This window comes from Symploca atlantica LB2515 (assembly GCF_052546295.1).
Map to the genome: position 1 here is coordinate 1,871,431 of NZ_JBQWMT010000001.1, position 13,727 is coordinate 1,885,157.

Annotated in this window: 6 protein-coding genes; 3 read left to right on the forward strand and 3 right to left on the reverse strand. The window is 42.5% G+C overall.

Annotated elements, in window-relative coordinates:
- Nucleotides 1-80: 80 nt before the first annotated feature.
- The 3 genes from ACT7WV_RS07940 to ACT7WV_RS07950 form a co-directional block, all read right to left on the reverse strand.
- A complete protein-coding gene (locus tag ACT7WV_RS07940; protein WP_445102383.1) occupies nucleotides 81-1,460 on the reverse strand; it encodes a calcium-binding protein in 1,380 nt (459 codons plus the stop codon).
- 286 nt (nucleotides 1,461-1,746) lie between these two features.
- Entirely contained in the window at nucleotides 1,747-3,627 is a 1,881-nt protein-coding gene (locus ACT7WV_RS07945; RefSeq protein WP_445102384.1) for a hybrid sensor histidine kinase/response regulator, read from the reverse strand.
- Nucleotides 3,628-4,064: 437 nt separating this feature from the next.
- A complete protein-coding gene (locus ACT7WV_RS07950; protein ID WP_445102385.1) occupies nucleotides 4,065-10,961 on the reverse strand; it encodes an AAA family ATPase in 6,897 nt (2,298 codons plus the stop codon).
- A gap of 175 nt (nucleotides 10,962-11,136) precedes the next feature.
- Between ACT7WV_RS07950 and ACT7WV_RS07955 the strand changes: the two genes are divergently transcribed.
- The 3 genes from ACT7WV_RS07955 (at nucleotide 11,137) to ACT7WV_RS07965 (ending at nucleotide 13,724) form a co-directional block, all read left to right on the forward strand.
- On the forward strand, nucleotides 11,137-12,117 hold the full coding sequence (locus ACT7WV_RS07955) for an ABC transporter ATP-binding protein (RefSeq protein ID WP_445102386.1): 981 nt from the start codon (nucleotides 11,137-11,139) through the stop codon (nucleotides 12,115-12,117).
- A complete protein-coding gene (locus ACT7WV_RS07960; protein ID WP_445102387.1) occupies nucleotides 12,117-12,905 on the forward strand; it encodes an ABC transporter permease in 789 nt (262 codons plus the stop codon). Before ACT7WV_RS07955 ends, ACT7WV_RS07960 begins: the two co-directional genes overlap by 1 nt.
- Before the next feature lie 324 nt (nucleotides 12,906-13,229).
- Nucleotides 13,230-13,724, forward strand: a complete 495-nt coding sequence (locus ACT7WV_RS07965; protein WP_445102388.1) for a hypothetical protein — start codon at nucleotides 13,230-13,232, stop codon at nucleotides 13,722-13,724.
- The last annotated feature ends 3 nt before the right edge of the window (nucleotides 13,725-13,727 follow it).

Here is a 13,727-nt window from a genome sequence, read left to right on the forward strand (position 1 = left end):
GCCTAAACGCGCAACCGACACAAAACAGTAGGGACACGACACGTCGCACCCCTACTACTGAACCTTAACGGTTGCAGTTATCAAGCAATAATAAAGATGGGTTCCTCAGCCACAAACATCAAATCATCTGGCACGAGGAGATTAGTCGTGTTTTCCACAAAACCGACGGTATCACCCTGGTGGTTAATTTTTAACCCACCATTAGCAGCAATAAAATCGTAGTCGCCTTCGTTGCCAAAGAGCTTAATTTTATCCCCTTCTTCGCGGCTAAAGTCGGTGATTGTGGCAAAGCCTGCCCCGGAGTAAAAAACACCATGATAAGGATTACCCAGCGCAAAGACGTCAGCACCTTGGCCACCCTCTAAAGTGTCGTATTGTAGGCTATCTTGACCGTCACTGCTGTAGCTATGACCATAACCTGTAAGGGTGTCATTTCCTTGCCCTCCATAGAGTGAGTCATTACCCAATCCCCCGTCTAGGTCATCATTACCACCATAACCATAGAGGACATCAGCCCCATTGCCACCGTAAAGGTAGTCATTTCCTTGATCACCGTATAGAGTTTCGTTGCCCACAAAGATGAAATCCTCTGGCAAAAGAACACCATCAATGTGTCCAACCAAGGCAATCTTGTCCTCTTGGTAGTAAATCTCAGTTGCGCCCGCAAAGTCAGTGAATTTGTAGTCATCTTCACTGCCAAAGAGTTGAATTTTATCGCCCTCGCTGCGGTTAAAGTCGGTAATGGTGGCAAAACCAGTTCCTGTGTAAAAAATACCAGGATAGTCTTGACCGAGTAAAAAGGTATCTGCTCCTTCGCCACCCGTTAAGGTATCTAACTCGTATATGGCGTAGCTAGAGCTATAACCTTGGAGGGTGTCATTACCATCGCCTCCAATCAGTAAGTCATTGCCAGAGTCGTCGTAGAGTGAGTCATCCCCTGCTCCACCATCTAGGATATCATTGTCAGAACCACCGTAAAGGGAATCATTGCCAGAGTCCCCAAATAGTTGATTATTACCAGAATAATCGTAGAGGTAATCGCTACCGACTCCACCCTTGAGAGTATCATTACCAGCATTCCCATAGAGGGAATCATTGCCGGAATCCCCTTCGAGGAAGTCATAACCATCACCTCCTTCTAGGTAGTCGTTACTGGTTCCCCCGTTAAGGTAGTCATTGCCATTATCCCCGTAAAGGGAATCTTGTTCTGAACCACCGTAGAGGGAGTCATTGCCATTGCCCCCATAGAGGGTATCATTTTCCGAGCCTCCTTCTAGAGAGTCATTACCATCGCCCCCCTTGAGAGAGTCATTGCCCGCTTCTCCAGAGAGTACGTCATTTCTCAAGCCACCGATAAGAGTGTCATCTCCGTCATAACCGTAGATGTTCGAGGACTTAAGTAGCTCAAACTCTTCTGGAAGGTAGAAGTTGTTTCCCCTGTCACCTTTGTAACTTGCCAAGTCAGTTGCTCCTGATAGACTGATATTATCTGGCTGGGTGTGGATTTTTCCGTTTCCCCAAATGCACCATACTTGACTTGTTTATTGTTGGTTGACTTAGATAGGGCTATTTTCAATTTTTGTTTACTTAAAAAATCTGCTTGCAGCTTATTATCTTAAATTATCGGCATAACCTAGCTAATGGCATGATTCTTCCAACAAGTTTTATAAAAATTAAATAATTATGAAACGATTTGCACCTGCCAAAAAAGCAATATAGTCATCCTAGAGGAATTGTGAAAACTGCCTATAGGGAAGTAACTAGATCATTTCTGCGTAGCTGAGAATTACAATTCTCTATCAGCAACCTGTTGTGGTTGACTGGAATCTCTACAATAAACTCTGTACCTTGCCCAGGAGCAGAAATACAACTGATGCAACCCATGTGTTTTTCTACAATAATCTGGTAGCTAATTGATAGCCCCAATCCCATGCCACTCCCTACAGGTTTAGTGGTAAAAAAAGGGTCAAATATTTTACGAAGCATTTCCTCCCTCATACCAAGACCATTATCGGCAATCCTAATCACGGCAAATTGCTGTCTAGAGATGGGATGGCAATGGGTAGGAGTTGGTTGATTATTATGTATTTTAGATTCTTTTTCAGTAATTAACTTTGAGTCCCTAGTGATCACTGAAGTCTGGATAGTAATTTTTCCTTGAGCGCGTTGGCTTTCCAGAGCATCAATCGCATTATTGAGCAGATTCATAAATACCTGATTCAACTGACTGCTATAGCAGGGAATTTTTGGCAGTTGACCATAGTCTTTAATCACTTTAATCTTAGTTACTCCGCCCACGGCTCTGAGTCGGTGTTGTAAAATCAGTAAGGTATTGTCGATACCTTCATGGATATCTACAGGTTTTAGAGCTGCTTGATCCAATCTAGAGAAAAGCTTTAAGGATTGAACAATTTGTCGGATGCGATCTGAGCCTACTTGCATCGAATGCATCAGTTTTGACCAATCTTCTACCAAAAAATCTAAGTCTATCTCAGTAGTTAACTGCTGAATTTCTGGTGTGGAATCAGGGTAAGTCTTCTGGTAAAGTTCGACGAGGTGCATCAACTCTTTGAAGTAGATACGGGCATGAGAAAGATTGCCCCCAATAAAGCTGACAGGGTTGTTAATTTCGTGAGCAACACCCGCAATCATGCGCCCCAAACTCGACATTTTTTCAGTTTGTATCAGTTGGGATTGGGTACTTTTTAATTGCTTTAAGGTCAGTTCTAGCTGAACTGCCTTTTCTCTTTCGCGCATTTCACTTCGCCGCAATTCCTCCTGCGCTTGCAGGCGTTCAGTGATGTCGAGTGCTGTGCCAAACAGTTGAATAACTTCCCCAGAGTTGTTGAAAACAGGCTCTCCTCTTGATTCGAGATAGCGAAGTTCACCATCGGGTCGCTTAATGCGAAAGTCTATTTTATAGGAAATTCCTTGAGAGATCGCACGGCTTACAGCTTGTTCAAACTGTGAGCGGTTATTGGGATGAATTATCTCCATCAGTTCAGCGAAAGTTGGTTCTGGTTTAGTCGAGTCAATACCAAAAATACGGAATTTTTCCTCTGACCAAGTAATCTTGCCTGTGAAGACATCAAATTCCCAGTTTCCCACATGAGCAACTCTTTGAGCTTGGATAAGATTTGCTTCGCTCTTTTGAAGTTTTTCTTCTGCTAATTTACGCTCTTCTATCTCCTGAGTTAATCGTGCATTTTGTTTCACTAATTGTTTTTCCTGATTCCTCAGACGTAAGTGACTTTCAACACGAGCAATCACTTCTTCCGCCAGAAATGGCTTGGTGATGTAGTCTACCCCGCCAGCAGAAAATGCTTTAACTTTATCAAATCCCTCACTCAAAGCACTGATAAAGATAACAGGAATATCCTTAGTTAGTTGATTCGCCTTCAGCTTTCTACAGACTTCATAACCATCCATCTGAGGCATAAGGATGTCTAGTAAAATCAAGTCAGGGGGATTAGCTAAGGCAGATTTAATGGCCAGAGAACTTTCTGGCATGACTCGCACTTTATATCCCTGCTCAGACAACATCTCGGTTAAGAGGTATAAATTGACAGGAGTATCATCAACAACGAGAATATTTTCTTTGGTGCAGCTAGTTAATTGTTGGCTCATCTTTCAGAGGCTAATAGTTTCATCCCCACGTTTTTGATCAACGTGTTGAAGTAATTGATTTAAAATTAGCTATCCTAACTTAATACTGTTCATCTAATGGGATTGAAGATGGGCTTTATCGCAATTCTAGATTAATTCTGGAAACTGCCCATTGTCTCTCTTGTCTATCTGTGATTAATTTTTCTCACTAACCGTTAAGTATAGCTATATTAGCTTTAACTTTTTAGATGCTTTTGCTAAAGATAAAGACTGCTCATTATTCTCTCTAGAGAGATTATCAATAGTTAACCTGAGATGCCCCAGCTAAGCTGCTGCCCTAATTGTGACATAAGATAAACATAGCTTTAAAGCCCTCATTTTACTTAAATGTAATCAATTACAATTTTTAATTTCCGAGTATGCTGTGCTTGGGTGTTGTCAGTCAAATGCACCACCGCTTAAGAGTCTCTTGGTTGGGTTAAATCCAGTAACTGATTAAACTGAAAATTCTTTGCCAAACAATCCAGACCGTTGGCAAGGGACTCATTTCGAGAGCGGATTTGTCCAATCAGGTCTAGCATTAAATCGAAATCCCCGTCAAGGGTTGCTCCGTAGAGATTAGCTATTAACTCAGCAGGTAAGGCAGCTAGGGCAGTTGGGTTAAGAGTAACCATCTCAGTTGGCGTGGTATCTAGAGCAAGAGTTACTTGATCCTCAGGCGGCACAAGTGGGGCTGTAATCCCCTTGGCATCAGCTAGGATAACTTTAAGGTCAAATTGGAAAGTACTACCACACCCTACCTGGCTTTGCACGGTAACTTCACCACCCATCAATTCCACGAATTTTTGACTAATAGGCAGACCCAAACCGGTGCCTTCTGGAAATTGTTTGCCTGTTTGTGTTTGCACGAAGGCTTCAAAGAGACTATCTAACTCTTCTGGGGCAATACCAACACCTGTATCAACTACCTCGAAATGAAGAGACAAGGAAGACAGAGGAGATGAAGGAGATGGGGAAATATTTTTTACCTCGTCCCCCTGATCCCTTCTGCCCAAACTCACCCGCACGGCAACGCTTCCCTCCTGGGTAAACTTAATCGCGTTAGAGAGTAAATTAATCAAGACTTGACGTAACTTGACTTCATCGGTTTGCACGTATTGGGGAACGTCAGGAGTTTGGTCAAAAACTAGCTGCAATTTCTTAGTATCAGCCTTGAGTCGGAACATCTTCTGCAACTCGTCCAGCAGACGAAATAAGTCAAAGGCTGTTTCGTTGAGGGTGATGCGTCCTGCTTCAATTTTGGACAAATCTAAAACTTGGTTAATGAGAGTGAGCAGGTGTTCTCCGCTACGGGTTATGATTTTGAGTTTTTCTTGGTATTCCAGAGCCAGATTTTGGCTTTTGCTCATCAGTCGGGAAAAGCCAAGGATTGCATTGAGGGGGGTGCGCAATTCGTGGCTCATATTGGCGAAAAATTGGCTTTTCGCTCGGTTGGCGGTATCGGCAGCTTCAATAGCTTGTTGCCGTTCTATTTCTACTCGTTTGCGGTCAGTGATATCAGTGGATGTGCCAATAACCTGCTTTACCTTACCTTCAGATGTTCTCACGAACACGGTTTCTCGACTGATTAGAGTCCGCCATTCTCCTTGATAATCCCTCACCCGATACTCGATTTCCAAGATATCTTGATCCGAAGCAGTCTCCCATTGTTTGATATACTCCGGAAATTTTGCGAGGTCTTCAGGGTGAATAATCGTTGGCAGAATTGCCGAACCCATTACTTGAATATCTTCTGGGGTGTAGCCCAAAATAGCCGCAATTTCGCGATTGGCATAGACATTACGCTGCTCGATATGATCGTAGATGTACCAAAGATTGGGAGAAGCGTCGGCAACTCGTTGAATAAAATGCTTACTTTCTTGCAGTTTTTCTTCTACCTGTTTGCGTACAGTAATATCCGTAACGCGAACTAGATGCATTGCCTGACCCGCTATATAAATTTGCTTAGCCGCTAAGTTACCCCAAAACAAGTTTCCCTTTTTAGTAACATATTCTAATTCCCGACTCCAAAAGCCTTTAAGGTTTACTTCGTCGGCAATAGAACTCAAGTCTTCTGCTACAAAAGGTTTTTTTTGTAGGGTGTTTCCCTTAGTGTTGAGTAATTCTTCTTTGCGTTGAGCTTCAAACATTTCCACCGCACGCTGATTGCAGTCTGCGATCAAAAGTGTTTCCGGATCGACCAGAAAAATTGCATCTGCAGATTCATTGAAAATTGATTCTAGTAAGTCTCTAGAGCGGATAATTTCAGCTTCTACTAGTTTGCGTTCCGTGATGTCTTCGGCGATTCCCACAAAGCGCAGAGGTTGTTTTAGTTGATCACGAACCACGGAAATATCAGCAACAACCCAGCTAATTGAACCATCAGGTCGAATAATCCGATACTCTCGCCTGACGCCATTTCCTTCTAGCTGTTTTTTGAGGGAACCTAGAACCAATTCGCGATCATCGGGATGCACTGATTCGATCCACGATTGAGGATTTTGATATAGACTTTCACAGGTACGTCCCCAAATCTTTTCATAGGCTGGACTAACGTACAGAAATTGACCAGAATTAACTGACCGCACAAAGAAGAACTGACTGATAGTTTTTGCAATTTCGTGGAAGCGCTCTTCACTTTGGCTCAATGCCTCTGTCCGTTGGGCAACTTGGTTTTCTAAGCTGCGATTGTAGTTGCTAATTAACCTCTCACTTTCGCGCACTTCAGCATAAAGTCTGGCATTTTCCAGGGAAATTACTGCCTGTGAAGTTAAGAGTTTTAATACTGTTAATCTATCTTTAGTAAATGCCCCAGTCGTCAGATTATTTTCCAGGTACAGAATAGCTATTAGTTTGCCTTGATTCAACAAAGGCATACATAAAACTGATTTCGGCTGTTGTTTAAGGATGTAAGAAGTACGAGTAAAATTACCGTCTTTAGTCGCATCATTTAAAACAACATTTTCCTGAGTATGGATTACATAATTAATAATAGCATCACACACCAGTGGGTGCTCACTACTGCCATCTACTGTTTCCATCGGGATGAATGGTGGAACTTGGAATTGATTAGATGCAACTTTTCCTGAGGCCTCAATCACCCATTGTCTTTCCTCCTTTCCAGGCTTAGCTTGAGAGGGCAGAATGAGATAACCTATCTGAGCTCCTGCATTTTCCAAAACGATTTGCATCATTTTTTCCAACAGGGTGTTGAGTTCAATTTCTCCCGACAGAGTTTGTGATGCTTTAAGTACACTAGTCAAATCGAGTTCAGTAGATGTTTTTGAGTTAGTAGTTAAATTTATTGAGGTAGTATTGCTGGAATTTGACAACCTTTGAGCAAAAAACTGGGGATACTTTTCTGCCAAATCTTTAACTTTTGCCTTCGCTCCCCAGCGAGTATAAGCGTAGTGAGCTTCTTGCAGATAAGTTTGGGCAATTTTATCTCTGTTATGAGCTAAATAAAACTTACCTGCTAATTCATAAGCCAAAGCTTCTTCCTGAATATATTCATTTTGGCTTGCTCCTTGAATCCCTTGCTCATAAAATTCTGATGCTTGCCAATTTTCTCCTAAAACCCGCGCTTTTTCTGCTTCCACTAAATGAAATTTATGTAGGAAATTTGTTGGTGCATAGTGGGCCCAAAGTTTCATCTTTTGTTGGTTGGCATTAATTCGAGCCAGAAAAGTTTCTTGTTGCGATTGAGAAGCCTCGTCAAAGATACTTAAATGGGCTAAAGAATCATAGAAATGGAATAGCGGTACAGCTATCTGTGCTGTCACACCATCCAAATATTGTTCTGCTATTGCAGCATTTTGGATGGCTTGATGATCCTCACCAAACAGATAACCTAATATAAGTTTATGTAGATGCAAGTAGTAAATTTCCGAGCGGTCGTTTGTGGCGATAGCACGGGGTAGTGCATGCTCCTCATGGTAGGCATTACCAATTAATCTGCTAGGATTGTCAGACCGCTGTAGCAAAGCAAGGACTGCTTGCCAAAATGTGGCAGTCCAATTCGAGTAGTTTTCCCGTCTGAGTTGGCTGATAACCTTACTATAAGCTGCTATTTTTTGTTCTAGTTCCGTAAGTTCATGACCGAGAAAATATGAATGATTGCATATAGAAAAAGCACAACCACTAGCAAATTCAAAGTCTCCGGTTTCTACTCCACTTTGATAACCTTCCCTCAAAATTGGTAGTGTTTCTCTGAGATGTTCTTTCCAGAACATGACATGTAAACCAAAGACCTCGAATACCTTAGCCCTACTTTTAGTTGCTTTTAATCGCTCCACTAAATTTAAGGCTAACTTACCAAATTTATAACCTGACTCAATGTCTTGAACTACTCCACAGAGAAGTCCTCCGTAACCGACATAACCAAATATTGAGCAGGTTGCATTACCATGTTTTATAGATAAATTAACCTGTGATAGAAGTAGGAGCAACATCAGGTTAGGAGCCGCTGCATAGGAAGCAAAAGATATACTCGACATGATATGATTAGCTGATTGCGCTTCAGCTTTTGTCATTAATGGCAGATTAATTAACTCTTCAATTTCCTTTCCAACTAAGAGCGAAGCAGTTTCTTCCAGTCCTTTTTGAATATCCAACTGACTAGGATTTTCTGGTAAGCTAACTCCTAACTGTTCCAGCACTTTCAGACCAATCTTAATTGCTTCTTTGAGCTTTCCCTGCGACACAGCCGCCTGAATTTTACTATCATAAACTTTCACTTTGTCCAACAGAGTTTTGGCATGGTTGAGTACTACCTCAGCCAATTGCTCCATACGGACAAAATCACCCTTTAAGTAGGCTGCTTGCGTCGCTTCTTGATGTAGAACTAAAGTTAAGTCATACTGATTTTGCCAATTACCTGTAATCAGGAGTTTGACCCCTGTATTAAAGTACTCAAATGCTGCTGAATAAGCTGTGGCTGACTTAGCTTTCTGACCTGCCATCAAATTCAGCTTGACAATTTCTTCTATTTCTGGTTGTTGAGTCACCAGTTCAACCCCAAGATTGAGATGACCAATGATTTTAAATATCTTCTCTAATAATGCTTCTGCTGAATTATTCTGTAACAACAAACGCCCAATTTTTAAATGGACGGCTTGTTTTTGCTCGTCTGCAATCAGAGTATAAGCTGCTTGTTGTACACGGTCGTGCAGAAATTTATAATCTTGAATTAGCAGATTTTTATCTAAATCAGATGTAGCTATAATTAACCCCGATTGAACTGCCGCAACTAAGTAAGAGAAAATTTCTCCTGGAGACTTTTCAGAAATAATATAAAGGATGTTTAAGTCGAATTCAGCACCGACACAAGCCGCTAATTGCAAAATTTGCTGTGTAGATTCGGGCAACTTTTTTAACTGACTAATCATCAACTCCACCACATTTTCAGTGATATCAGTTGCCTCAATTTCAGCTAAGTTCCATTGCCAGTAACTTCCCCTACCACTCTCTTGGCAAGAAGCTGAATTGATTGCTGCTGTTGCTAATTCTTCTTCACTAAGCGGGGTTAGAGGTGTCAAGGATTGAGGATAATTAAAAGTTATTAGCTTTTCCGCATACAACGTTTTCAAAAATTGATTAACAAACAAAGGATTGCCTTCAGTTTTACGCACCACTAAGTCTGCCAATGGTTGCACAAATGCCATGTCAGTGTGCAATGTATCAGCAATTAACCGACCAATCTGTTCACCAGGTAAAGGAGTTAAGGTAATAAAATTGACAGTTGTGCCAAGATTACTCAACCTCTCAAGAGTCATCATCAAGGGATGGGTGGGGTTGACTTCATTATCTCGATAGGCTCCAATCAGAAACAGATATCTTGTCTCCTCATCTGTCATCATCAAGTCTATTAACTGGAGACTAGCAGAGTCTGCCCACTGCAAATCATCCAAAAAGATGACTAAGGGATGCTCTTTCCTACAACATGTTCGGATGAAGTTTTGGAAAACTAAATTAAAGCGATTTTGCGACTCAGCCGCGCCTAACTCAGGGACAGGTGACTGTTTACCGATAATCAGTTCTACTTCAGGAATAACATCAATAATGACCTGACTATTAAAACCCAAAGCACGTCCTAGTTTTTCTCGCCATTGTTCAAGCTGTGCTTCAGTTTTTGTTAACAGTTGCTGTACCAATCCGCCGAAGGCGCTCACAACAGCAGAGTAAGGAACATTTTGCTTAAACTGGTCAAATTTACCAGTTAAAAAATAGCCGCGTTTTTCAGTAATTGGTTGATAAATTTCTTGTACTAGGGTTGATTTTCCGACACCAGAATAACCTGTCACCAGCATAAGTTGGAGGCAAGCTAATCCCCCCGGCCTCCCTTCCCCTGACGCTACTTGCTCAAAGGCTGCCCGTAAAGTTTCAACTTCCGCTTCCCGTCCATAGAGTTTTTGGGAGATTTGAAACTTGTCAGAAATATCATTAGAACCGAGCGGAAAAGCCTCAATTCTGCCAGTTATCTGTAACTGGTTTAGGCATGCTTCTAAATCAGCTTTAATTCCCCAAGCACTTTGGTATCGTTCCTGGGCAGTTTTCGCCATCAATTTGATCACTATGTCCGACAGAATTTTAGGAATCTGGGGATTTAACTGATGGAGTGGCACTGGCTGCTTAGCAATCTGACAATGTACTAATTCCAAAGCATCATTGGTGGCAAAAGGTAATCTTCCAGTCAGCAGTTGATAGAAAGTGACGCCAAGGGAGTAAAAGTCCGTGCGGTAATCTAAGAAACGGTTCATCCTACCCGTCTGTTCCGGCGACATGTAAGCTAAAGTGCCTTCTAAGAAATGGGAATTTTTGAGAGTAGGATTTTCGCAGTTTAATACAGTAGAAATGCCAAAGTCGATGATTTTGAGTTGCCCGGTTTCTGGATTGAGGACAATATTAGAGGGGTTAATATCTTTGTGGATGACATTGCTGTTGTGAATAGTGCCTAAAATCTCCGTAGTCTTGATGGCAATGTTGAGAAATTCAGGTAAGTACAAGAATCTCTTAGCCCCTAATGAGTCATCCATCAATTGTTCTAAGGATATTGCGCCAAAATCCTCAAAGACGATAACAAAACTTCTTTGATAGGGTTCTAAGGCATAAGCTTTGACCACTCCATCTAGGTTCAGATGGCGAGTGATTTCATATTCTTGCTTATAGCGAGTAAGTTCGGAGGGTGTAGGATAGTCTTCTTTGAGAACTTTGAGAATAACGGGTTGATTACCTTCTTCTCGGATCGAGCGATAAACCAGAGAATTAGCACTTTCGTAGATTGGGGTAAGAAGACGGTAACCAGGGAGGTTAATCATAGTCAACGAATAGCTGTAGCTACTAACCAAGGACGAAAATTGCCAACCTGCAATCTGCACCTTCAATCAGAAACCACTGATTTGAGGGGTTGGTTGCCTCAAGATTTGCTTGATAAATCAGTTCTTAGCGCTCGCCATACATCCTAGCGCCCTCCATAAGGTAGATTAAAAATCTATGTCGATTATTACCGCCCAAAACCTAAGTAAGACTTATCCGGTAGCAGTTAAAGAACCAGGCCTCAAAGGTACATTAGCTCATTTTCTACGCCGCACCTACCGTTCTGTGCAAGCAGTTCAAGACGTTTCTTTTGCTATTGAACCTGGTGAAGTGGTGGGGTTTTTAGGTCCTAATGGAGCGGGCAAAACTACCACACTGAAGATGCTTACTGGCTTGATTCATCCCTCTGGTGGTCAAGTGAGGGTTGCCGATTATGTACCTTTTGAGCGTAAATCAGCCTTCTTGCAGAAGATTACCTTAGTGATGGGGCAAAAGCAACAGTTGCTCTGGGACTTGCCAGCACTGGACTCTTTAAAAATTAATGCTGCTATCTATGGAATTTCTAACAAAGAGTTCCGCCACCGAATTGGAGAACTCACAGAAATGCTTTCTCTAGAAGGCAAGCTGACTCAGCCAGTCCGTAAACTATCTTTGGGTGAGCGCATGAAAGCAGAACTACTAGCAGCACTCCTCCATCAGCCTCAAGTACTATTCCTCGATGAGCCCACCCTTGGATTGGATGTCAACGCCCAACTTGGGGTGCGGGACTTTTTGCGGGAGTACAACCAGCGCACAGGTGCTACGGTACTCTTGACCAGTCATTACATGGCCGATATCACCGCTCTTTGCCAGCGAGTATTGCTCATTTATGAGGGTCGGCTCATTTATGATGGTTCTTTGGAAGGATTACTTAACCGCTTTGCCCCTTACCGCGAAGTCAAGGTAGAACTGGCTCAGCCATGTCCTCATGACAAGCTATCTACCTACGCTGAACTAGAAGCAGTGGAAGGTAGAGAAGTGCGTTTCCTGGTGCAGCGTCAGGTACTGACTAGCACTGTTACCCGGATTCTCAGTGAACTGGAAGTGCTGGATTTAACAGTCACTGAACCGCCAATTGAAGAAGTAATTGGTCGTGTCTTCCGCGCCGGGGTAGTCTGATGAAAAAATTTATCCCCATAGCCAGAGCTTTCCTCTCGGTGTACTACGCCTATATGCTGGAGTACCGAGCAGAGCTGATTTTTTGGATGTTGTCGGGCATTTTGCCTCTGATTCTTATGGGTGCTTGGGCTAAGGCATCCCAGGGGGGACAGTTTGGACTAGAACCTACAGAGTTTATTCGCTATTTTCTCGTGGTTTTTCTCGTCCGCCAGTTCACTGTAGTTTGGGTAATCTGGGAGTTTGAAAAAGAAGTATTAGAAGGGCGACTTTCTCCCCGACTCCTACAGCCAATTGATCCCGTATGGCACCACTTCGCGGGTCACTTCTCCGAAAGGTTTGCCCGTTTACCCTTCGCCCTAGTCTTGGTGGCTTTGTTTTTCTTGCTCTATCCCCAGGCTATGTGGTTACCCAGTTTAAGCCAGATTTTGCTGTTTTCTCTGGTAACGTTAATGGCATTTATCTTGCGTTTTTTGATGCAATATACCTTTGCCCTCTTCGCTTTCTGGACAGAACGAGCCACGGCAATTGAGCAGTTCTGGTTTTTATTCTACTTATTTCTTTCGGGCATGATTGCTCCTTTGGAAGTTTTTCCTCCCTTAGTGCGCCAGGTGGCACTATGGACACCATTTCCTTATCTGATTTACTTCCCAGCATCTATCTTAGTTGGGTTGCCGGAAAATGTGGTGCGTGGTGTGCTGGTGATGCTGGCTTGGGGTGTGTTGTTTTTTGTGTGGAACCGTTGGCTGTGGCGTAGGGGATTAAAGCAGTATTCGGGGATGGGAGCATAAATGGAAAAGTGATACTATTAGCCGAATATGGGTGTAAAAGGTCAATTTTCAATTAACTATTGGCACGTGCAGCGCCAATTAACCCTCCTCAGTGACCAAGAGCGACCATTCCTTCTACATTCAAAGAAAAAGTCAACCCTACATCATAGCAAATTACCTTCAGCGATGACGTGTAGATAATCACAACAAAAGACCATCTCAACCATGGTCAATTGGATTTTATTTAGTTAAGAATGTAATTGTATTTTATTTTGCCGTATAATGGACAGTTTGCAAAGTATTACGCTACGTACACTGTCCATCTACTCAAAGGAGGTTATTACCATGAAAATTCAGACCCTATGGCGTGTTGCCGCTGTCAAAGAAGCTCTGCTCTCATTGCCAAACACTCAACTGTATAACACCATCGAACTTTGGCTAGATCAAGTAGCTGATAAAGTTTGGGATGTGGAAGTATTAGACGAAATGCATTTTGCTCTAGGCTACTCCTTAGAGTCTTGGGAAACCCGCCAATCCTATACCAATTGGGAAGACTTAGAACTGGTAGAACCAGAATATCTGGATGTGGATTTTATCTCGCCCTCGCCTCTGAAATTACGTAGACTGATCGAAACAATGGATTTATCTGATTTTTATCATCAGATTATCTTTATTGCTGGGCAAGTTCTGGGAGGGCCGGAAATGGGTTGGCCCCCCTGCTCATTTAGCGACGGCTGCCACTTTATGGAGAACCTCGTTGACTACCTAGGAGCAACTCACCTCTTGGCTGAAGAATCTCTTCAGCAGGACTCGGAAAGATGTGAAATTATCTATATCTAAAGC

Coding starts and splice junctions, on each gene's coding strand:
- ACT7WV_RS07950 (WP_445102385.1), bottom strand. CDS start 10,961: ATGATTAACCTCCCTGGTTACCGTCTTCTTACCCCAATCTACGAAAGT.
- ACT7WV_RS07960 (WP_445102387.1), top strand. CDS start 12,117: ATGAAAAAATTTATCCCCATAGCCAGAGCTTTCCTCTCGGTGTACTAC.
- ACT7WV_RS07955 (WP_445102386.1), top strand. CDS start 11,137: ATGTCGATTATTACCGCCCAAAACCTAAGTAAGACTTATCCGGTAGCA.
- ACT7WV_RS07945 (WP_445102384.1), bottom strand. CDS start 3,627: ATGAGCCAACAATTAACTAGCTGCACCAAAGAAAATATTCTCGTTGTT.
- ACT7WV_RS07965 (WP_445102388.1), top strand. CDS start 13,230: ATGAAAATTCAGACCCTATGGCGTGTTGCCGCTGTCAAAGAAGCTCTG.